Raw genomic sequence first — 21,705 nt, forward strand, 5'->3', positions numbered from 1 at the left:
CTTCGCTGCATGAGCGAACAGCACACCGAGCCGCGGCCGCCGAGTTTCGGTGAGCGGGCACGGGGCTGGGCCCGCAAGGCGGTCCTGGCCCTGATCCTGATCGCGGCGGCGGTCGGCGGCTACTTCCTGGCCGAGTCGTTCCTGCCGCGCTGGTGGGCCCAGCAGATCGGGCACCGGGTCGACGGGTCCTTCAGCGGCGGCATCGGCATCGGCCTGGCCATCGGGTTCGTCTGTACTTTCCTGCCGATCATGCTGATCCAGTTCGCCATCCTGTGGCGGCGTCGGTGGAAGAACATCCCGGCAATCGTCTGTGGGGTCGGCGCGGTGCTGACCGCGCTGCCCAACCTGCTGACCCTGTCGGTGGTGCTCGGCGGCGGCAACGGTGCGCACGCCGGCGAGCGGATCTTTGACGTCTCGGCGCCGGCCTTCCGCGGCGCCAGCCTGTGGGGCGCCATCGGCGGGGTGCTGCTGGCCGCGGTGGTCGGCTACTTCGTCTGGGGCTACCGGCGCCGCGGCCGCCAGCTGCACCAGGCGGCCGAGGCCACCTGAGCCGGGCGCTCCTGAGCCGCGGGCTCAGGAACGCCGGTTGAGCGCCTCGGTGGCGGCCTCGGCCCACTGCCGCCACTGCGCGGCGTTGGCCCGGGCCTCCTCGGCGTCCTTGGACCGGCCGGCCGCCTCGGCCTTGGCGGCCTGGGTCTCGAACTGCTCGGCGCGGGCGATGAACTGCGCGGCGCGCGCCGCGGCCTCGGGATCCGGGCCGCGGTCGGCCTCGCCGGCCTCCCGGATCCGCTTCTCCACGGCCCGCAGCCGGCGCTCTAGGTCGGCGTCGCGTTCCCGCGGGCCGCGGCCGAGCGCATCCCACCGGTCGGTGAGGCTGCGCAGTGCGGCGCGAGCGGCCCGCGGATTGGCGGCGTCGATCTTCTCCGCCTCGGCCAGCAGCGTCTCCTTGGCGTCGGCGTTGGCGCCCAGCTCGGCGTCACGCTCGGCGCTGATCGCGTTGCGGGCCGAGAAGAAGGTGTCCTGAGCGGCCTTGAAACGCTTCCACAGTGCGTCGTCGAGATCCTTCGCGGTGCGCCCGGCGGCCTTCCAATCGGCCAGCAGGTTACGGAAGGCGCCGCTGGTCGGGCCCCAGTCCGTCGACCCGGACAGTGCCTCGGCGCGCTCACACAGCGCCTCCTTGGCCCGGCGCACCGTCGCGCGCTCGCGGTCCAGCTCGGCGAAGTGGGTGCCGCGGCGCCGGTTGAACGACTCGCGGGCGGCGGAGAACCGCTTCCACAGCGCGTCGTCGGTCTTGCGGTCCAGGCCGGTGATGGTCTTCCACTCGTCGAGGATGGTGCGGAACCGGTCGCCGGCGGCCTTCCACTGGGTGGAGTTGGCGGCCAGCTCCTCGGCCTCGGCGGCCAGCGCCTCCTTGCGGACGGTCAGCTCGGCGCGCTGCTCGTCACGCTGGGCCCGCGCCGCGGCGGCGGCCTCGCCGGCATGCTCGGACAGCGCGGCCAGCCGGGCCGCCAGCGCGTCGACGTCGCCGAGCACGTGCGCCTCGGGCAGGGTGTCGGCCAGCGTGGCGGCGGTGGCCCGGATCTTGCGGGCATCGCCGGTGCCGGCCGCCAGCCGGCGTTCCAGCAGCGCCACCTCGGTGGACAGGTCGTCGTAGCGGCGGCCGAAGTGCTCGTAGGCGGCGTCGGCGTCACCGGCCTGCCAGGACGCGATGTTGCGTTCGCCGGCGGCGGTGATCAGCCAGACCGTGCCGTCGGGGTCGACGCGGCCGAATCGGCGCGGATCGCTGGCCGGGGTGGTCGGTACCGCCGGGTGCTGGCCGGGTTTGGGGCCCGGCTTCGGGCCGGGGCGCGGACCCGGTCGCGGACCCGGGGTGTGCTGTGCCGATTCCGGTGTCGTCATGTTCAACCTCGTCCCTGCCCGTCGCGCGGACTCTCCGCGCACTGCCGCGCACCGCGGCGCCGTCGGATCACCCGATGACCCGAATAAAGGCTATTCAAGCAGGGACCCGTGTTCCGCGTCACGGTTGTGCGTGTTGCGCCGACGGCGGCGGTGATGATTGCCTGGCAGCGATGTCCACTTCCAGTATTGTCGCGGCCGCGCTGGCACTGTGCGCGGCGCTGTTCATCGGCATCGGCAACGTCCTGCATCAGCGGGCCGCGCATGCGGTGACGACCGAGCGGGTCGGCAACTTCCGGCTGTTCCTGGCGCTGCTGCGGAACTGGCCGTGGTGGCGCGGCAGCCTGGTCGCGGCGGTGGGTTTCAGCTGCCAGGCCGCCGCGCTCGGGTTCGGGTCGGTGCTGCTGGTGCAGTCGCTGATGGTCACCTCGCTGCTGTTCGCGCTGTTCCTCAGCGCGCACTGGACCCACCGCAGGCTGGGCCGCTCGGAATGGACCTGGGCGATCCTGCTGGCCGGGTCGGTATCGGTGATCGTCACCGTCGGCAAACCCTCGCCGGGTGCGTCGCGGGCCTCGCTGGACACCTGGCTGACGGTCGCGGCGGTGATGGTGCCGATCCTGGTCGCCTGCCTGATCGGGGCCCGGCTGCGCCGCGGCGCGGTCGCCGCGGTCCTGCTCGGCCTGGTCGCCGGCTCGCTGTGGGGCGTGTTCGCGGTGCTGACCAAGGGCGTGGTGGAGTTGCTCGGCGATGGCCCGCGGGCGGTGCTGACCGCCCCGGAGCTCTACGCCTGGGCGGTGGTCGCCCTCGGCGGAACCGCCTGGCAACAGGCGTCGTTCCGGGCCGGTGCGCTGACCGCCTCGCTGCCGACGATGACCATCGCCGAGCCGATGGTCGGCTCGATCCTCGGCGTGGTGGTGCTCGGCGAGGTGCTGCACCCGGGCCGATTCGGGTACGGCGTGCTGGGCCTGACCGTGGTGGTGATGGTGATCGCCACCGCCGCGCTGGCCCGGGTGGAGGCCGCCGCGGTGGAGTCCGAGCCGATCCTGCCCGCCGACGACGACCCGCGGCCCGCCGCGCCGGAGGCTGCGACGCGCGCCGGCGCCGACGGCTAGCGTTGGCCCCGTGCTGAGTTCCGTCGCGATCATCCCGTCGACCCCGGTGCTGGTGCCCGAGCTGGTCGGCGCCGCGGCCGGGGAGTTCGAGCCGCTGCGCGCCGCGGTGCTGGCGGCCGCGGCGACGCTGCCGCCGCGCTGGCTGGCCGTCGGCGTCGGCGAAACCGCGGTGTACCGGCCCGAGCGGCGCGGCACCTTCGCCGGCTACGGCGCCGACGTCACCGCCGCGCTGGGACCCGGTGACCCCGCGGCGGTCACCGAACTGCCGCTGTGCGCGCTGATCACCGGGTGGGTGCGCGCCCGGGTGGCCCCGGGCGGCCGCGCCGAGGTGCGCTGCTGGCCGGCCGGCACCCCCGACGCCGACGCCCGGGCCGCCGGTGCGGCCCTGCGCGCCGAACTCGACGACGACCCGGAGCCGGTGGGGGTACTGATCGTCGCCGACGGGCTGAGCACCCTGACCCCGTCGGCGCCGGGCGGCCACCTCCCGGAATCGGTGGCCGACCAGGGCAGGCTCGACGCGGCGCTGGCCGCCGGTGACGCCGCCGCGCTGGCCGGGCTGCCCGAGGCGGTGGTGGGCCGGGCCGGCTTCGCGGTGCTGGCCGGGCTGGTCGGGCCGGGCCCGCACCCGGCCCGCGAGTACTACCGCGGCGCCCCGCTGGGCGTCGGCTACTTCGTCGGAACCTGGCGGCCGTGAGCGGCGGATGCGCCCGATAGCCGTCATCGGCCCCACCGGATCCGGGAAATCGGCGCTGGCCCTGGACCTGGCCGAACGGCTGCCGGCCGCCGAGATCATCAACGCCGACGCCATGCAGCTCTACCGCGGCATGGACATCGGCACCGCCAAACTGCCGGTGGCCGAGCGCCGCGGCATCACCCACCACCAGCTCGACGTGCTCGAGGTCACCGAGACCGCGACGGTGGCCCGCTACCAGCGCGACGCCGTCACCGACGTGGCGGCCGTCACCGCCCGCGGTGCGGTGCCGATCATCGTCGGCGGCTCGATGCTCTACCTGCAGTCGCTGCTCGACGACTGGCAGTTCCCGGCCACCGACCCGGCGGTGCGGGCCCGCTGGGAGGCCCGGCTGGCCGACGTTGGGGTGGCCGCGCTGCACCGCGAACTGGCCGCCGTCGACCCCGCCGCGGCCGCCACCATCCTGGCCACCGACGGCCGCCGAATCGTCCGGGCGCTGGAGGTGATCGAGCTGACCGGGCAGCCGTTCGCGGCGTCCGCGCCGGTCATCGGCGCCGCCCCGCGGTGGAACACCCTGATCATCGGGCTGGACGCGGACACCGCTGCGCTGGACGCCCGGCTGCGCGCCCGCACCGAGACGATGTTCGCCGACGGCCTGGTCGAGGAGGTTCGCGCGCTGCTGGATCGCGGCCTGCGCGACGGCGTCACCGCGTCCCGGGCGCTGGGCTACGCGCAGGTCATCGCCGAGCTGGACGCCGGCGGCGACGGCAGCGCCGCGCTGGAACCCACCTTCGTCGGCACCCGGCGCTATGTGCGCCGACAGCGGTCCTGGTTCCGCCGCGACCCCCGGGTGCACTGGCTGCGCAGCGCCGACCCCGGCAACCCGGACGCCGTGCTGCGCCGGTGGTCCGACGTATCCTGATCAGGTGGAATTCGTCAAGGGACACGGCACGCAGAACGACTTCGTCGTGCTGCCCGACCTGCCCGCCCGGCTCGAGCTGAGCGTCGCCGCGGTTTCCGCGCTGTGCGACCGCCGCCGCGGCCTGGGCGCCGACGGGGTGCTGCGGGTGACCCGGGCCGGCGCCGCCCGCGACGCCGGCGTGCTCACCACGCTGCCCGAGGGCGTCGGCGACGACGACTGGTTCATGGACTACCGCAACGCCGACGGGTCGATCGCCGAAATGTGCGGCAACGGGGTGCGGGTGTTCGCGCACTACCTGGCCGCCGCCGGGCTGGAGACCCGCCGGGAGTTCCTGGTCGGCACCCGGGCCGGACCCCGCCCGGTGCAGCTGACCGAGGCCGGCCCGGTGCACGCCGAGGTCAGCGTGGACATGGGTAAGGCGACCCGCACCGGTACCGGTGCGGCCGTCGTCGGCGGGCGCCGGATGTCCGGCGTCGGCGTCGACGTCGGGAACCCGCACCTGGCCTGCGTGGACCCGGCGCTGACCGCCCGGACCCTGGCCGCACTGGACGTCGCGGCCCCGGTGTCCTTCGACCCGGCGCAGTTCCCGCACGGCGTCAACGTCGAGGTGCTGACCGCGCCGATCGACGGCGCGGTCGAGATGCGGGTGCACGAGCGCGGGGTGGGGGAGACCCGGTCCTGCGGCACCGGCACGGTGGCCGCCACGCTGGCCGCGCTGGAACACCTCGGCACCGCGACCGGCACGCTGCTGGTGCGGATCCCCGGCGGCCAGGTGCAGGTCAGCATCACCGACGCGACCAGCGTGCTGCGCGGCCCCTCGGAGCTGGTGGCCCGCGGCCAGATCGCCGACGACTGGTGGAGCGCGCAGCGGTGAGTTACGCCCGCGGAAAAATCGGATGCGCGGCCGCCGCCGGGCGTGCCACCATCTCAGGAGAATATGACTAACAGCGACAACGACTTTCCCCAGCACACTTCGTCCTCACTCGTCGCCCCGACGGAACCTGAGGCGCGGGGCGACTCGCTCCGGACTTCGTCCTCACTCGTCGCCCCGACGGAAGGCGAGATGGCGCTCGCCGACCGCTCGGCGCTGCGCCGGGTGGCCGGACTGTCCACCGAGCTGGAGGACATCAGCGAGGTCGAATACCGGCAGCTGCGCCTGGAACGGGTGGTGCTGGTCGGGGTGTGGACCGAGGGCAGCGCCGCCGACGCCGAGGCGAGCCTGGCCGAGCTGGCCGCGCTGGCCGAGACCGCCGGCTCCGAGGTGCTCGACGGCCTGATCCAGCGCCGCGACAAGCCCGACCCGGCCACCTACATCGGCTCCGGCAAGGCCGCCGAGCTGCGCGAGATCGTCGTCGCCACCGGCGCGGACACCGTGATCTGCGACGGCGAACTGTCCCCGGCGCAGCTCAACGCGCTGGAGAAGGCGGTCAAGGTCAAGGTCATCGACCGCACCGCGCTGATCCTGGACATCTTCGCCCAGCACGCCACCAGCGCGGAGGGCAAGGCCCAGGTGTCGCTGGCCCAGATGCAGTACATGCTGCCGCGGCTGCGCGGCTGGGGCGAGTCGATGTCCCGGCAGGCCGGTGGCCGGGCCGGCGGCGCCGGCGGGGGCGTGGGCACCCGCGGACCCGGCGAGACCAAGATCGAGACCGACCGGCGCCGGATCCGCGAGCGGATGGCCAAGCTGCGCCGCGAGATCAAGGACATGAAGAAGATCCGCGACACCCAGCGCAGCGGCCGGGTGCGCAGCGAGGTTCCGCGGGTGGCGATCGTCGGCTACACCAACGCCGGCAAGTCCAGCCTGCTCAACGCCCTGACCGGGGCCGGGGTGCTGGTGGAGAACGCGCTGTTCGCGACGCTGGAGCCGACCACCCGGCGCGGGGAGTTCGACGACGGGCGCCCGTTCGTGCTTACCGACACCGTCGGTTTCGTCCGGCACCTGCCCACCCAGCTGGTCGAGGCCTTCCAGTCCACCCTGGAGGAGGTCGCCGACGCCGACCTACTGGTGCATGTGGTCGACGGCGCCGACGCCAATCCGCTGGCCCAGATCTCGGCGGTGCGTCAGGTGGTCGACGAGGTGATCGCCGAGCACCGGGTCGCGCCGATCCGAGAGCTGTTGGTGGTCAACAAGATCGACGCCGCCGACGAGCTGTCGCTGGCCAAGCTGCGCGGCGTGCTGCCCGGTGCGGTGTTCGTCTCCGCGCACACCGGTGCGGGCCTGGACGAGCTGCGGGTGGCGATGTCCGAGCTGGTCGAGCCGCGCGACGTGGCCGTCGACGTGACCATTCCGTACCGGCGTGGGGACCTGGTGGCCCGGGTGCATGAGATCGGCCGGATCGAACTGTCCGAGCACACCGACACCGGCACCCGGATCCGCGCGCACGTGCCGGCCGCGCTGGCCGCCGGGCTGGCCGAGTTCGCGACGGCCTAGGCAGCGGGCGCGTCGGCCGCCTTCGGCTTGGGCTTGCTCGCCGCGGTGGCCTTGTTGAGGCTGTTCTTCACCGAGCGGATCAGGTCGCGCACCGGCCGCGGCCGATCGTTCTTGGGGGCCGCGGCTTGGTCGGTGCCGTCGGTGGCGGTGTCGTTGTCGCCAGCCGCAGTGCTGTCCGCAGCGGCCTGCACGTTCACGAGCTGCTTCTTGGCCTTCAGCTTGGCCGCCGGGTCCGGGAACTTGAGCACCTTGGCCAAGCTCTTGCCGAGCTGAGGCCTGGTGGCCGCCGGCGAATCGGCGGCCGGCCCCTCGTCGTCGCCGGATTCGGTGCCGGATACCACGCGCAGCGGGCTGTTCTCGGTCTGCGGCGCCACTCGCGCGCTCGCCGGGGCCGGGGCCGTGGAGCCCGGCAGGTCCGGGATGTTGCCGGTCTCGATGGTCGTCTTGGCGGCGTTGAAGCCCTCGGGGATGTCGTTGACCAGGTCGGTGGCCAGCTTGATCGGGTTGACCAGCGGCACGATGCCGAACGGGCTGGGGGAGCTGTAGTCGGAGCGGTCGTAGCCGGTCTCGATCAGCGTCTGCAGCGCCGGCTGCAGCGCGGCGACCACCGGCTTGATCAGGAACCCGGTCCCGGTGGAGTCGGCCAGATCCAGGAACGGCTGGGCCAGCGGCAGCGATTTGGCCGGCAGGGTGACGTACAGCGTGTCGCTGGCGTCGGCCTTCTGACAGCCGAAACCGGAGTTGTCGGCGGCGCACCCGCTGACGATGTCCTGGATCTCACCGGGGGTGTAGCCCCAGGGCTGGCCGGTGCCGCCGTTGTTCGGATCCAGGTAGGTGCCGTGTACGTACCAGAATCCGGCCAGCGCGTTGAGGTCGGCGAGCACGTTGATCGGGTACTTCGGGAAGTCGGCCACCCCGTCGTACTGGAAGGCGATGTCGGTGGTGTTCACCGGCAAAGTGCCGTCGGGGTTCGGTTTGGTGGTGTTGGTCGGTGTCGGCTGGCCGAAGGTGGCGTCCAGGATGGGTACCGTGCCCAGCAGGGCGAGCCGCTCGAACACCCCGCCGCTGGGGCGGTTGGGGTTACCGATGAACACGAACGAGGTGTTCGCGGGGATGTGTCCGTCGGTGCCATGGGTGGCCAGCTGGCCCTTGACGATGCTGGCGACCGTGGCGCCCTGCGAGTAGCCGAAGATGACGGTGTGGTCGCCGGCGTCCGGGCCCGATCCGTAGGCACGGTTGAGGTATCCGACGCCGTCGGCGACCGAGACGTTCCACTTCTGCCCGTCGAGCCCGCCCCACCCGGGCAGCGGGATCGGCCAGAACGTGGCGTAGTACTTGATCGGCTCGGGAGTGCAGTCGGCGGGGGTGCAGGCCCCGGTCGGCTGGATGTAGTAGGAAACGGCGTTGCCCATGTAGCCCGGTTTGACGCTCGGGTCCGGCGTCCCGGTGCCCGGCACAATCAGCGCGGTGGTCGCCGCCCAGGCCAGTGAGCCGAGTCCGATCGAGGCGATGCCGAGCAGCGCCGCCGAGATCATCGTGAGAACCGCCACCATCGCCCGCCGGGCCGTACCGCTCATGCCCCGCCCTCCTTCGGTTCGGGCGCCGAAGCTGAGACGACGCTGAGACAAATCCTGGCACCGGCGGTCCGGTCGCGTCGGGAAAACGCGCCGAAAAAGGTGGTTCGGATCACATTAGCCGGGGATAACGAGAATCGGATTCTAGTTTTTACTACGGTGACGGGCAGGCCGGAAGGAGATCCATGGGTCTGAGAGGCGAGGCCGCGATCGTCGGCTTCCACGAACTGCCCTGCGTCCGCAAGCCCACCGGGACCCCCGAGTTCACCATCGAGCAGTGGGCCCGACTGGCCGCCGCCGCGGTCGCCGACGCCGGCCTGTCCGCCACCGACGTCGACGGGCTGATCACCACCGGGGTCTTCGAATCGGAGATCTTCGTGCCCTCGACGGTGGTGGAGTACCTGGGCATCCCGGTCAACTTCGCCGAGTACGTCGACCTCGGCGGGGCGTCGGCGGCGGCCATGGTGTGGCGCGCCGCCGCGGCCATCGAACTCGGCGTCTGTCAGGCCGTGCTGTGCGCCATCCCGGCGAACTTCCTCACCCCGATGCACCCGTCCCGGCCGCCCAACCTCGGCGACGCGATCTTCTACGGCGCGTCCAGCTTCCGCTACGGCTCGCCGCAGGCCGAATTCGAGATCCCCTACGGCTACCTCGGCCAGAACGGCCCCTACGCCCAGGTCGCCTCGATGTACGCCGCCGCGCACGGCTACGACGAACGCGCGATGGCCAAGATCGTCGCCGACCAGCGGGTCAACGCCAACCACACCCCGGGGGCGGTGTTCGCCGAGGTTCCGGCCACCGTCGAGGACGTGCTGGCCAGCCCGATCATCGCCGCGCCGCTGCACATGCTGGAGATCGTGATGCCGTGCATGGGCGGCTCGGCCATCCTGGTCACCAACGAGACGCTGGCCCGCCGCAGCCGCAACCGCCCGGTCTGGATCAAGGGATTCGGGGAGCGGGTGCCCTACAAGTCGCCGATCTACGCGGAGAACCCGCTGGCCACCCCGATGCGCACGGTCGCCCCGGCCGCCTTCGCGATGGCCGGGCTGACCCCCGCCGACATGGACATGGTGTCGATCTACGACTGCTACACCATCACCGCGCTGCTCACCCTGGAGGACGCCGGCTTCTGCGAGCCCGGCACCGGCATGCGGTTCGTCACCGACCACGACCTGACCTTTGCCGGGGACTTCCCGATGAACACCGCCGGCGGCCAGCTCGGCTACGGTCAGCCCGGCAACGCCGGCGGCATGCACCACGTCTGCGACGCCACCCGCCAGCTGATGGGCCGGGCCGGGGCCACCCAGATCGCCGACTGCGACCGGGCCTTCGTGTCCGGCAACGGCGGGGTGCTCAGCGAACAAGAAGCCCTCGTGCTGGAAGGGGATTGACGATGACCGCCGACGCGATGGCCCGGCCGGTGCCGCTGCCCACCCCGGTCAGCCAACCGTTCTGGGACGGCCTGGCCCGCGGCGAGGTGTGGATCCAATACTCACCCTCGCTGGACCGGTACATCTTCTATCCGCGGGTGCTGGCACCCGGCACGCTGGCCGACGACCTGCTCTGGCGCCGGATCCCCGGCACCGGCACGCTGGTCAGCTTCACTGTCGCCGCCCGCCCGGTCGCCCCGCAGTTCGCCGACGCCGTCCCGCAGCTGCTGGCCGTGGTGGCCTTCGACGAGGGGCCCCGGCTGGCCACCGAACTTGTCGACGTGGACCCGGCCGGCCTGCGGATCGGGATGCGGCTGCGCCCGGTGTTCGTGGCCCGGCCCGACGACGGCGTGACCCTGCTGCACTTCACCGCCGAGCACGGGCACCCGGCGTGAGCATCGCGCTGACCGACGAGCAGCAGGCCCTGCACGCGGCGGTCACCGGGTTCGCGGCCCGCCACGCCCCGGCCGGGGACACCCGGGCGAGCTTCGCGGCGATCGCCGAGGGGTCCCGGCCCGGGTTCTGGGATGCCTTGGTGGACAACGGTTTCCATGCCGTCGCGGTGCCCGAGGAGTTCGGCGGCGCGGGCGCCGGCCCGCTCGAGGCGGCGTGCGTGGCCGACGCCGCCGGCTACGGCCTGCTGCCCGGACCGCTGCTGCCGACGATGATCGCCGCGGCGCTGGCCGCCGCCGCGAAACCCGGGCCGGCCGCCGAAGCGCTGCTGGGTGACATCGTCGCCGGCGGGCCGGCCGCCGCGCTCGGCCCGCAGGCCGGTTCGCTGAGGGCCACCCGCGACGGCGACGGCTGGTCACTGACCGGCACCGCCGGACCCGAACCCGGCCTGTGCGCCGCGGCCCGCATTCTGGCCGCCGCGACCACCAGCGACGGCCAAACCCGGTGGTTCGTGCTGGCCGGGGTGCCGGTGACCCCCGCGGCGGGCACCGATCTGACCCGCGACGTGGGCACCCTGCACCTGCACCAGCACCGGGTCGGCGCCGACGCCCTGGTCGACGGCCTGGACCCCGACACCGCGCGCGGCATCACCGCGGCCCTGCTGGCCGCCGAGGGCGCCGGCATCGCCCGATGGTGCGCCGAGAATGTCGTGGCACACCTGAAGACCCGCGAGCAGTTCGGCCGGCCGATCGGGGCCTTCCAGGCGCTGGCGCACCGCGCCGCCGGTCTCTATGTCGACGCCGAGCTGATGGCGGCCGCGGCCTGGGACGCCGCCCGCGCCGCCGCCCAGAGCCCGCCGCAGCTGGCCGCGGCCGCCGCGGCCGCCGCGATCGTCGTCACCGCCGCGCTGCCGGACCTGGTGCTCGACGCGCTGACCATGTTCGGTGCCATCGGCTACACCTGGGACCACGATCTGCACCTGTACTGGCGCCGCGCGATCGCGCTGGCGGCCACCGCCGGACCGGCCGGCCGGTGGGCGGCGGACCTCGGCCGCCCGGACGCCGAGCCGCGGGACTTCCACATCGAATTGCCGCACGTGGAAACCGAATTCCGGGCCGAGGTGGCCGCGGCGCTGGCCCACGCCGCCACCCTGGGCAACGATATCCCCGGCCGGCAGAGCCCCGAGCACGCCAACCTGCGCTCCGGCGCGCAGCGCGACGCGCTGGCCGCGGCCGGCCTGCTGGCCCCGCACCTGCCGCCGCCGTGCGGCCGCGGCGCCTCGGCGGTCGAGCAGCTCATCATCGCCGAGGAGTTCAGCCGTCATCCCGACGTGGTGCGCTCCTCGCTCGGCATCGCCGAATGGATCCTGCCGACCATCTTGACCTTCGGCTCCGAGGCGCAGCGGCAGCGCTTCGCCGAGCCGATCCTGCGCGGCAGCCACGCCTGGTGTCAGCTGTTCTCCGAACCCGGCGCCGGCTCGGACCTGGCCGCGCTGTCCACCCGCGCCGAGCGGGTCGACGGCGGCTGGCGGATCAACGGCCAGAAGGTGTGGACGTCTTCGGCGCAGCAGGCCGACTTCGGCGCCCTGCTGGCGCGCACCGACCCCGAGGCCCGCAAACACCGGGGCATCGGCTACTTCCTGCTGGACATGTCCACCCCGGGCATCACCGTGCGGCCGCTGCGGACCGCAGGGGGCCCCGCGCACTTCAACGAGGTGTTCCTCGACGACGTGTTCATCCCGGACGACATGCTGGTCGCCGGGCCGGGGGAGGGCTGGTCGCTGGCGCTGGCCACGATGGCCAACGAGCGCGCCGCGATCAGCGGGTACCTGCACGACGACCGGGAATCGGTGCTGCGCGAAGTGCTGGCCGGGGCACCGAGCGCCGACGGCATCCGGGTGCTCGGCGAGATCCGCGCCGCCACCAACGCGATCTCCGCGCTGAACCTGCGGGAGACCCTGAGCCGACTGTCCGGCCACGGCCCGGGCACCGCGACCAGCGTCGCCAAGGTGGCCACCGGCCGGGTGCTGCGCCGGATCGGCACCGCCGCAATGGAATTCACCGGCCGCGCGGCGCTGCTGGACACCGGCGGGGACACCGCCGTCGAGCACACCTTCCAGCTGCCCGCCGAACTGATCGGCGGGGGCACCATGGAGATCCAGCTCAACATCATCGCCACCATGATTCTGGGTCTGCCGCGCGGATGAACACCGCCGCGGAACCGGAGTACAAGCAGGCCCGCCGCGAACGCATCATCGCCGCGGCGAATGCCGCGCTGCGCGAGCACGACTACGAGCAGATCCAGATGCGCGACGTCGCCGAACGCGCCGACGTCGCGCTGGGCACGGTGTACCGCTACTTCAGCTCCAAGGAACACGTCTACGCCGCGGTGCTGATGGGCTGGGCCGAGCCGGTCTTCGGTGACACCGCCGCCGACGGGCGGCCGGCCGAGCAGCGGGTCCGCGACACCGTGCGCGCCATCATCGCCGGCTTCGAGCGCCGCCCCGGGTTCTTCAAGGTCTGCCTGCTGCTGCAGAACACCACCGACCACAACGCCGCGCAGGTGATGGCCGCCTTCGCCGACCTGGCCCAGGAACGGCTGGCCGCCGACTTCGCCGTGCTGGGCCGGCGGGCGGCGCTGGACACCGCGCTGATGCTGTGGGGGATCGTCAACTCCATGCTGACCGCCACCCTGCTGCGCGGCTATCCGATCGCCGACGCCTACCGGGTCACCGACGCGTTCGTCGACCTGGTCGCCCCGCGGCTCGGTTAGCCGCCGATCGCGTTCATCCCGCGGGCCGGCTGCAGGAACGCCGGGTCGTTGATCGCGTGCCCGGGCAGCTTGGCCCACACGCAGCGACGCAGCGTCGCCTCGATCGCGGCGTCGGCCGGCGCCCCCGAGCGCAGCGCGGGCAGCAGGTCGAACTCCCCGGTGGAGAACAGGCAGTTGCGCAGCTGACCGTCGGCGGTCAGCCGCAGCCGGTCGCAGTCGCCGCAGAACGGCGCGGTCACCGCCGCGATCACCCCGACCGCCGCCGGCCCGTCGTCGAGCAGCCAGCGTTCGGCCGGTGCGCCGTGCCGGCCGGGCAGCGGGGTCAGGCTCCACCGGGCGGCCAGCGCGGTCAGGATCTCCTCGCGGGTGACCATCGCCGCGCGATCCCAGGTGTGCCCGGCATCCAGCGGCATCTGTTCGATGAACCGCATCTCGGCGCCGTGCGCCACCGCGAACTCGACCAGGTCGGCGAGCTCGTCGTCGTTGATCCCGCGCATCGCAACGGCGTTGAGCTTGAGCGGCCGCAACCCGGACCGGGCGGCCGCCGCGATGCCGCGGCGGACCTCGGCCAGCCGGTCACGGCGGGTCAGCGCGGCGAACCGGTCGCGGCGCAGCGTGTCGATGCTGATGTTGAGCCGGCGCAGGCCCGCGGCGAGCAGCTCCTCGAGCAGGCCCGGCAGCGCGATTCCGTTGGTGGTCATGGCGACCTCGACCGGCCCGTCGGGCCCGCGCAGCGCCGCCAGCGCCGCGACCACCTCGACGATGTCGGGGCGCAGCAGCGGCTCACCCCCGGTCAGCCGGAACGTGCTGATCCCGATGCTCGCGGCCACCCGGGCCACCGCGGTGATCTCGGCGACCGACAGGATCGAGGTCCGGGCCAGCCACTGGTTGCCCTGCTCGGGCATGCAATAACTGCAGCGCAGCGAACAGCGGTCGGTCAGCGAGATCCGCAGGTCGCGGTGCACCCGGCCGTGGGTGTCGACCAGCGCGCCGTCGGCCGGCGGCGCCGACGCGGCCGGCGACCGGCGGCCGAGGGCGAGCGGGATCGCGGTCATCTCCTACAGTCTGGCATCCGGGGCGGGGCGCTGCCCGACGTCCTTGAGCATGCCCGCCACGATCAGCGCGAACGTGCCGAGCAGCACCAGCAGCCACAGTCCGATCCAGTAGGAGTTGCTGGCCGGGTGGTAGGCCGCGCCCATGACCAGCGGCGGGAAGTATCCGCCGAGCCCGCCGGCGGCGGCGACCACGCCGCTGACCGCGCCGACCTTGTCCTTCGGCGTCGAGGGCCCGACCCAGGCGAACACCGCGCCCATGCCCAGGCCCATCATCGCGGCCATCACGATGAAGGCGGCACCGGTGACGATGCCCTCGGGCGGCTCCTGCCCGACGACATAGCCCAGCGACACGATGCCGCCCAGCGACACCAGGGTGATGATCTTCGGGCCGAACCGGTCGGCCAGCACACCGCCGATCGGCCGGGCGATCACCGCGGCGGCCACGAACAGTGCGGTGCGGGTGCCGGCCCCGATGGCGTCGACCTGGTCCGGGTAGATGGTGGTGAGGTACTTGGGCAGGAACGTCGAGAACGCCACGAACCCGCCGAACACGATGCTGTAGAGGAACGACATCTCCCAGGTCACCGGCAACTTCAGCGCGCCGACCACCTTCGGCACCAGCTTGTCCCGGCTCGGCGCCCAGCCCGGTGAGTCGCGCATGAACACCCAGACCAGCACCGCCATCGCGACCAGGGTGCCCGCGATGATCAGGTGGGTGGGCAGGTAACCGACCCGGTCGGCCAGCCGCGGGGTGGCGAACGCCGAGACCCCGGTGCCGATCATGCCCATACCGAACACGCCGGTGGCGAAGCCGCGGCGCGACGGCGGATACCAGGCGCCGGAGAACGGGATGCCGACGGCGAAGATGGTGCCGGCAATGCCGAGACAGAACCCGGCCAGGATCAGCAGCGGGAAGCTGTTCAGCTCGCCGGCCAGCGCGACCAGCAGCACCGCCGGGGCGGACAGCAGCAGGATCGCGGTGAACATGATCCGGCCGCCGAGCCGGTCGGTGAGGGCGCCGGTGATGATCCGGCCCAGCGCGCCGACCAGCACCGGAGTGGCCAGCATCAGCGAGATCTGCCCCTCGCCGAGGTTCATCTCGGTGTTGTAGACGTGCTGCAGCGGTCCGATCGCCATCCAGGCCCAGAACCCGACGGTTGAGGCAACGGTGGCGAGCAGCACCTGCGGAAAGGCACCCGCGAAACGTTCCGCATCTGCGGGGCTTGCTGCGGTGCGTGCGCGATCGCCGGTCATGCTGGGCGAGCGTAGTCGTCAAATCGGCTGGCCGATAAGCGATTAGCACTCTTGGCGGCCGGGAGTGTTGCGGTATGCAAGTAAGTGCAACCTTGCTTGTGGGGTGTGGGCCGAGAGAGCAGGATGACCGGCATCCGGAGTACGGCTGCCCGGATGGGAGAGGGGGCAGGCAATGACCCGCGGCAACGGCGCCGAGGTCGGTCCCGCGACAGACGGCCCGCTGGCCGACGCATTGCTGAGCATGGGTCGATTCCTGCGTCCGGGCACGGTCTCTGAGGACCTGCGCACGGTGTACCTGGAGGGTGGCCGCGCCGGCGACGCCTTCTACCGCGACCGCTGGTCGCACGACAAGGTGGTGCGGTCCACCCACGGCGTCAACTGCACCGGGTCGTGTTCCTGGAAGGTGTACGTCAAGGACGGCATCATCACCTGGGAGACCCAGCAGACCGACTACCCGTCGGTGGGTCCGGACTCCCCGGAGTACGAGCCGCGCGGCTGCCCCCGCGGCGCCGCGTTCAGTTGGTACACCTATTCGCCGACCCGGGTGCGCTACCCCTACATCCGCGACGTGCTGGCCCGGTTGTGGCGCGAGGCCAAGGCGCAGCACCCCGATCCGGTCGACGCCTGGGCGTCGATCGTGACGGACCCGGACAAGGCCCGCGCCTACAAGCGGGCCCGCGGCAAGGGCGGGCTGATCCGCACCAGTTGGGACGAGGCGCTGGAGATCGCCGCCGCCGCGCACGTGCACACGGTGGCCACCTACGGCCCCGACCGGATCGCCGGCTTCTCGCCGATCCCGGCCATGTCGATGGTCTCGCACGGCGCGGGCGCGCGCTTCCTGAACCTGCTCGGCGGCACCATGCTGTCGTTCTACGACTGGTACGCCGACCTGCCGGTGGCCAGCCCGCAGGTGTTCGGCGACCAGACCGACGTGCCGGAGTCCGCGGACTGGTGGAACGCCGGCTACCTGATCATGTGGGGCTCCAACGTGCCGGTGACCCGCACCCCGGACGCGCACTTCATGGCCGAGGCCCGCTACCGCGGCCAGAAGGTCGTCACGGTGTCCCCGGACTACACCGACAACACCAAGTTCGCCGACGAATGGGTCGCCCCGCACCCGGGCACCGACGCCGCCGTCGCGCTGGCCATGGGGCACGTCATCCTGCGCGAGCACTTCGTGCAGCAGCGCACCGAGGCCTTCGAGGACTACCAGCGCCGCTTCACCGACGCGCCGTTTCTGATCACGCTGGAACCGCACGGCGACACCCTGGTGCCCGGCAAGTTCCTCACCGCCGCCGACCTGGACGGCCCGGCGTCGCGGCAGGGCAACGCCGAGTTCAAGCCGGTGCTGCTCGACGCCGACGGCACCCCGGTGGTGCCCAACGGCTCACTGGGACACCGATTTTCCGCCGAGGACGAGGGCCGCTGGAACCTCGACCTCGGCCAGGTGAGCCCGCCGCTGTCGATCGCCGACCTGCCGGATTGGTCCGGGCAGGCCGCCGAGATCGCCCTGCCGCGCTTCGACCTGGACCCCGCGCCCGGCCAGGAGCACGCCGGCGGCTCGGGCACGGTGCGCCGCGGCGTTCCGGTGGCCACGGTGGCCGGCCGCACCGTCACCACCGTCTTCGACCTGATGCTGGCCCAGTACGGCGTCGGCCGCGACGGCCTGCCCGGCCAGTGGCCGACCGGCTACGACGACGACAGCACCCCGGGCACCCCGGCCTGGCAGCAGCAGCACACCTCGGTGCCGGCCGCCCAGGTCACCCGGATCGCCCGCGAGTTCGCCGACAACGCCCGGCGCTCCGGCGGCCGCTCGATGATCCTGATGGGCGCCGGGGCCAACCACTGGTTCCACTCCGACACCATCTACCGCACCTTCCTGGCGCTGACCACCCTGACCGGTTGCCAGGGCCGCAACGGCGGCGGCTGGGCGCACTACGTCGGGCAGGAGAAGGTCCGCCCGATCACCGGCTACCAGCAGTACGCGGCCGCCGCGGACTGGAATCGGCCGCCGCGGTTCAACATCGGCACCGCGTTCTGGTACATCGCCACCGACCAGTGGCGCTACGACGGGCTGCCCGCCGACGCGCTGGCCTCCCCGCTGAGCCGGGACATGTTCGCCGGCCGCACCACCGCCGACTGCCTGGTCGAATCGGTCAAACGCGGCTGGATGCCGAGCTACCCGACCTTCAACCGCAACCCGCTGCAACTGTGCGAGGAGGCCGACGCGCTCGGCAAGGACCCGGCCCAGCACGTGGTGGACAGCCTGACCGACGGCTCGCTGCGCTACGCCGTCGAAGATCCCGACGCCCCGGAGAACTTCCCGCGGATCGCGCTGATCTGGCGGGCCAACATCCTGGGCTCCTCGGGCAAGGGCAACGAGTACTTCCTCAAGCACCTGCTGGGTGCGGACTCCGCGGTCCGGGCACCGCAGACCCCGCCGGAGTCGCGGCCCACCGACATGGTGTGGCGCGATGAGGCCCCCGAGGGCAAGCTCGACCTGCTGCTGACCGCGGACTTCCGGATGACCAGCACCACGCTGTTCTCCGACCTGGTGATGCCGGCGGCGACCTGGTACGAGAAGCACGACCTGTCCTCCACGGACATGCACCCGTTCGTGCACTCGTTCAACCCGGCGATCAACCCACCGTGGCAGACCAAGACCGACTACGAAATGTTCGGTCTGCTGGCCGAGCGGTTCAGCCGGTACGCCGCCGGGCACCTGGGCGTGCGCCGCGACCTGGTCGCCACCCCGCTGCAGCACGACACCCCCGACGTTTTGGCCACCCCGCACGGCCGGGTCGTCGACGCGCCGCTCAAGCCGGGCGTGACGATGCCGAAACTCACTGTGGTGGAACGGGACTACCCGATGCTGGGGGAGCGCTGGAAGACCCTGGGCCCGCTGGTCGGCACGCTCGGCCTGGTCACCAAGGGCATCAAATACAGCTACGAACCGGAACTGCAGCGGCTGGCCGGGCTCAACGGCACGGTCGACTCCGGCCCGTATGCCGGCAGCGTGCGACTGGACACCGACCGGCGGGTCTGCGAGGTGATCCTGGCCCTGTCGGGCACCACCAACGGCCGCGTCGCGGTGCACGGCTTCCGCGAGCTGGAGCGCCACACCGGCCAGCAGCTGGCGTTCTTGGCCGCCGACCACGCCGGGGAGCACATCACCTTCACCGACGTGTCGATCCAGCCGCGCAGCGTCATCACCTCCCCGGAATGGTCGGGCTCCGAACACGGCGGCCGGCGCTACACCGCGTTCGCGGTCAACGTCGAGCACCTCAAGCCCTGGCACACCCTGACCGGACGGCAGCACTTCTTCCTCGACCACGACTGGATGTCCGAGCTGGGGGAGAACCTGCCGATCTACCGGCCGCCGCTGGACATGCACCGGCTGTTCGGCGACGAAATCCCCGGTGCGGCAACGGCAACCGAGGTGTCGGTGCGGTACCTGACCCCGCACTCGAAGTGGTCGATCCACTCCGAATACCAGGACAACCTGTTCATGCTGTCGCTCTCGCGCGGCGGACCGGTGATCTGGATGAGCCCGGCCGACGCCGCCAAGATCGGGGTCCGCGACAACGAGTGGATCGAGGCGGTCAACCGCAACGGCGTGGTGGTGGCCCGGGCCAACGTCAGCCACCGGATGCCCGAGGGGACGGTGTACATGTATCACGCCACCGACCGCACGGTGGACGTGCCGATCGCCGAGGCGTCCGGGCTGCGCGGCGGCATCCACAACTCGCTGACCCGGATCCTGCTCAAACCCAGCCACCTGATCGGCGGCTACGCCCAACTGGCCTGGGCGTTCAACTATTTGGGGCCGACCGGAAACCAGCGCGACGAGGTGACGACGATTCGTCGTCGCAGCCAGGAGGTGCGGTACCGATGAAGGTCATGGCGCAGATGGCGATGGTGATGAACCTCGACAAGTGCATCGGGTGTCACACCTGCTCGGTGACCTGCAAGCAGGCCTGGACCAACCGCACCGGCGTCGAGTACGTGTGGTTCAACAACGTGGAAACCCGTCCGGGCGTTGGCTTTCCGCGCGGCTACCAGGACCAGGACCGCTGGCAGGGCGGCTGGGTGCGGACCCGGCGGGGCCGGCTGAAGCTGCGCAGCGGCGGCCGGCTGGCCAAGCTGGTGCGGATCTTCTCCAACCCCAAGCTGCCGGAGATGAGCGACTACTACGAGCCGTGGACCTACGACTACGACATGCTGATCAACTCCCCGGCCGGCCCGCACACCCCGGTGGCCCGGCCCAAGAGCCTGATCACCGGCCAGGACATGAAGATCAACTGGTCGGCCAACTGGGACGACGACCTGGGCGGCTCGCTGGAGACCATGCACGAGGACCCGATCCTGGCGAAGATGAGCGAACGGGTGGAGGCCGAGTTCTCCAAGGCCTTCATGTTTTATCTGCCGCGGATCTGCGAGCACTGCCTGAACCCGGCCTGCGTGGCGTCCTGCCCGTCGGGCGCGATGTACAAGCGCGCCGAGGACGGCATCGTGCTGGTCGACCAGGACGCCTGCCGCGGCTGGCGGATGTGCGTGTCCGGCTGCCCGTACAAGAAGGTCTACTTCAACCACAAGACCGGCAAGGCCGAGAAGTGCACGATGTGCTACCCGCGCATCGAGGTCGGCCTGCCGACGGTGTGCTCGGAGACCTGCGTGGGCCGACTGCGCTACCTGGGCCTGGTGCTCTACGACGTGGACCGGGTGGCGGCGGCGGCCAGCGTGGAAAACGAGCACGACCTGCTCGACGCGCAGCGCGAGGTGCTGCTGGACCCACACGACGCGGCGGTGATCGAGGCGGCCGGTCGCGACGGCATCCCGGCGGACTGGATCGCCGCGGCCCAGGCCAGCCCGATCTGGAAGCTGATCCAGGAGTATCGGGTGGCGCTGCCGCTGCACCCGGAATACCGCACCATGCCGATGGTCTGGTACATCCCGCCGCTGTCGCCGGTGGTCGACGTGGTCAGCGATTCGGGCAACGACGGGGAGGACGCCCGCACCCTGTTCGCCGCCATCGACAAGCTGCGGATCCCGATCGGCTACCTGGCCGAGCTGTTCACCGCCGGTGACGTCGGGCCGGTGGACGTCGCGCTGCGCCGGCTGGCGGCGATGCGGTCCTACATGCGCGGGGTCAACCTCGACGACGAGCGCGACGAGCGGATCGCGGCCGCGGTCGGGATGACCGGGCGCGAGGTTGAGGAGATGTACCGGCTGCTGGCGATCGCCAAGTACGAGGACCGCTACGTCATCCCCACCGCGCACGCCGAACAGGCCCAGCAGCTCGAGGAGCTGGCCTGCTCGCTGGACTACGACGGCGGCCCCGGGATGGGCGGCATGCTCGGTTCGGCCAGCGGTCAGCCGCTGCCGGTCGCGGTGGAGAACTTCCACGGACTGGCCGCCCGGCAGCGCTCCGATCAGCCGTCCACCGGCCAGGTCAACCTGCTCAACTGGGACGGCAACGGCCGCCCCGACGGGCTGTTCCCGGACGGCGGTGACCGATGACCGTCGCGGAAATCCCGGTCGTGCGAATGGATTCGGCGACCCGGGCCGGCGCCCACATGCTGGCCTCGCTGCTGCTGGACTACCCCGACGACGCCTGGTTCGCCCGGCTGCCCGAGCTGCGCCGGCACGCCGTCGCGCTGCCGGCCGGGGTCGGCGACGAACTGACCGGCTTCATCGACGCCGCGCTGAGCACCGACCCGCTGGCGCGCCAGCGCGACTACGTCGGCACCTTCGACCTCAAACGCAAATGCTCGATGTACCTGAGCTACTACGCCACCGGGGACACCCGCCGCCGTGGCGCGGCGCTGGTGGCGTTCCTGGAGGCCTACCGGGCCGCCGGCTGGGAGTTCGACGCCGCCGAGCTGCCCGACTACCTGCCCGCGGTGCTGGAGTTCTCGGCGCGCTCGGGCTCGCCGATCGCCGGGGCGTTGCTGGCCGCCCACCGCGACGGCATTGAGGTGCTGCGCACCGCGCTGGAGGGGATGGCCAGCCCGTGGGCGGCGGTGATCCGCGCGGTCGCCGCGTCGCTGCCGCCGGTGGACGCGGCCACCCGGGCCCGGGTGCTGGCGCTGGTCAATGACGGCCCGCCGGTCGAGACGGTCGGACTGAACCTGCCCATGCCCACCTTCGGACACCCCGGGAGCCAACGGTGAAC

Annotated in this window: 17 protein-coding genes; 13 read left to right on the plus strand and 4 right to left on the minus strand. The window is 72.2% G+C overall.

Going from position 1 to position 21,705, the window contains the following annotated elements:
- The first annotated feature begins 9 nt into the window (after positions 1–9).
- The gene (locus G6N10_RS02075; RefSeq protein WP_234810482.1) at positions 10–549 is read left to right on the plus strand and encodes a hypothetical protein; all 540 of its coding nucleotides are present in this window, start codon (positions 10–12) and stop codon (positions 547–549) included.
- A gap of 24 nt (positions 550–573) precedes the next feature.
- Here the strand turns inward: G6N10_RS02075 and G6N10_RS02080 are convergent, their stop codons facing one another.
- A complete protein-coding gene (locus G6N10_RS02080) occupies positions 574–1,899 on the minus strand; it encodes a DUF349 domain-containing protein (RefSeq protein WP_085094342.1) in 1,326 nt (441 codons plus the stop codon).
- Between the two features lie 170 nt (positions 1,900–2,069).
- Between G6N10_RS02080 and G6N10_RS02085 the strand changes: the two genes are divergently transcribed.
- From G6N10_RS02085 to hflX, 5 genes are all read left to right on the plus strand, one after another.
- Positions 2,070–3,008, plus strand: a complete 939-nt coding sequence (locus tag G6N10_RS02085) for a DMT family transporter (RefSeq protein WP_085094340.1) — start codon at positions 2,070–2,072, stop codon at positions 3,006–3,008.
- A 10-nt stretch (positions 3,009–3,018) separates the two neighbouring features.
- A complete protein-coding gene (locus G6N10_RS02090; protein WP_085094338.1) occupies positions 3,019–3,702 on the plus strand; it encodes a class III extradiol ring-cleavage dioxygenase family protein in 684 nt (227 codons plus the stop codon).
- A 7-nt stretch (positions 3,703–3,709) separates the two neighbouring features.
- On the plus strand, positions 3,710–4,621 hold the full coding sequence (gene miaA / locus G6N10_RS02095) for a tRNA (adenosine(37)-N6)-dimethylallyltransferase MiaA (RefSeq protein ID WP_085094336.1): 912 nt from the start codon (positions 3,710–3,712) through the stop codon (positions 4,619–4,621).
- 4 nt (positions 4,622–4,625) lie between these two features.
- Positions 4,626–5,495: a diaminopimelate epimerase gene (dapF, locus tag G6N10_RS02100; protein ID WP_085094334.1), complete on the plus strand. Its 870-nt coding sequence runs from the start codon at positions 4,626–4,628 to the stop codon at positions 5,493–5,495.
- Positions 5,496–5,684: 189 nt separating this feature from the next.
- Positions 5,685–7,052: a GTPase HflX gene (gene hflX / locus G6N10_RS02105; protein ID WP_234810481.1), complete on the plus strand. Its 1,368-nt coding sequence runs from the start codon at positions 5,685–5,687 to the stop codon at positions 7,050–7,052.
- Here hflX and G6N10_RS02110 read toward each other — a convergent pair.
- Positions 7,049–8,629 (minus strand): PE-PPE domain-containing protein, encoded by a 1,581-nt coding sequence (locus tag G6N10_RS02110; RefSeq protein WP_085094329.1) that lies wholly within the window; start codon positions 8,627–8,629, stop codon positions 7,049–7,051. The two genes, hflX and G6N10_RS02110, sit on opposite strands and share 4 nt — an antisense overlap.
- A 182-nt stretch (positions 8,630–8,811) precedes the next feature.
- On the opposite strand from G6N10_RS02110, the gene G6N10_RS02115 reads away from it, so the two are divergent.
- Genes G6N10_RS02115 through G6N10_RS02130 form a run of 4 tightly spaced genes read left to right on the plus strand, consistent with a single transcriptional unit; the run spans position 8,812 to position 13,221 of the window.
- The gene (locus tag G6N10_RS02115; RefSeq protein ID WP_085094327.1) at positions 8,812–10,017 is read left to right on the plus strand and encodes a thiolase family protein; all 1,206 of its coding nucleotides are present in this window, start codon (positions 8,812–8,814) and stop codon (positions 10,015–10,017) included.
- Between the two features lie 2 nt (positions 10,018–10,019).
- Positions 10,020–10,451, plus strand: coding sequence for a Zn-ribbon domain-containing OB-fold protein (locus G6N10_RS02120; RefSeq protein WP_234810480.1), 432 nt, complete (start codon positions 10,020–10,022; stop codon positions 10,449–10,451).
- A complete protein-coding gene (locus G6N10_RS02125; RefSeq protein ID WP_085094325.1) occupies positions 10,448–12,655 on the plus strand; it encodes an acyl-CoA dehydrogenase family protein in 2,208 nt (735 codons plus the stop codon). The genes G6N10_RS02120 and G6N10_RS02125 overlap by 4 nt, the downstream gene beginning before the upstream one ends.
- Entirely contained in the window at positions 12,652–13,221 is a 570-nt protein-coding gene (locus G6N10_RS02130) for a TetR/AcrR family transcriptional regulator (RefSeq protein ID WP_085094323.1), read from the plus strand. Before G6N10_RS02125 ends, G6N10_RS02130 begins: the two co-directional genes overlap by 4 nt.
- Here G6N10_RS02130 and moaA read toward each other — a convergent pair.
- Together moaA and G6N10_RS02140 are read right to left on the minus strand one after the other, a co-directional pair.
- Positions 13,218–14,276 carry a GTP 3',8-cyclase MoaA gene (moaA, locus tag G6N10_RS02135; RefSeq protein ID WP_085094321.1) on the minus strand — a complete coding sequence of 353 codons (1,059 nt, stop codon included), beginning with the start codon at positions 14,274–14,276 and terminating at the stop codon, positions 13,218–13,220. The genes G6N10_RS02130 and moaA overlap by 4 nt on opposite strands.
- 3 nt (positions 14,277–14,279) lie before the next feature.
- Positions 14,280–15,530, minus strand: coding sequence for an MFS transporter (locus tag G6N10_RS02140; RefSeq protein ID WP_085094319.1), 1,251 nt, complete (start codon positions 15,528–15,530; stop codon positions 14,280–14,282).
- 172 nt (positions 15,531–15,702) lie between these two features.
- Between G6N10_RS02140 and G6N10_RS02145 the strand changes: the two genes are divergently transcribed.
- From G6N10_RS02145 to narJ, 3 genes are read left to right on the plus strand one after another with little or no spacing between them, the layout of a single operon-like run.
- A complete protein-coding gene (locus G6N10_RS02145; protein ID WP_085094317.1) occupies positions 15,703–19,425 on the plus strand; it encodes a nitrate reductase subunit alpha in 3,723 nt (1,240 codons plus the stop codon).
- Positions 19,422–21,050, plus strand: coding sequence for a nitrate reductase subunit beta (narH, locus tag G6N10_RS02150; RefSeq protein ID WP_085094315.1), 1,629 nt, complete (start codon positions 19,422–19,424; stop codon positions 21,048–21,050). The genes G6N10_RS02145 and narH overlap by 4 nt, the downstream gene beginning before the upstream one ends.
- Positions 21,047–21,703, plus strand: coding sequence for a nitrate reductase molybdenum cofactor assembly chaperone (gene narJ, locus G6N10_RS02155; RefSeq protein WP_085094314.1), 657 nt, complete (start codon positions 21,047–21,049; stop codon positions 21,701–21,703). Before narH ends, narJ begins: the two co-directional genes overlap by 4 nt.
- The last annotated feature ends 2 nt before the right edge of the window (positions 21,704–21,705 follow it).

Source organism: Mycolicibacterium fallax (assembly GCF_010726955.1).
GTDB classification, from domain to species: domain Bacteria; phylum Actinomycetota; class Actinomycetes; order Mycobacteriales; family Mycobacteriaceae; genus Mycobacterium; species Mycobacterium fallax.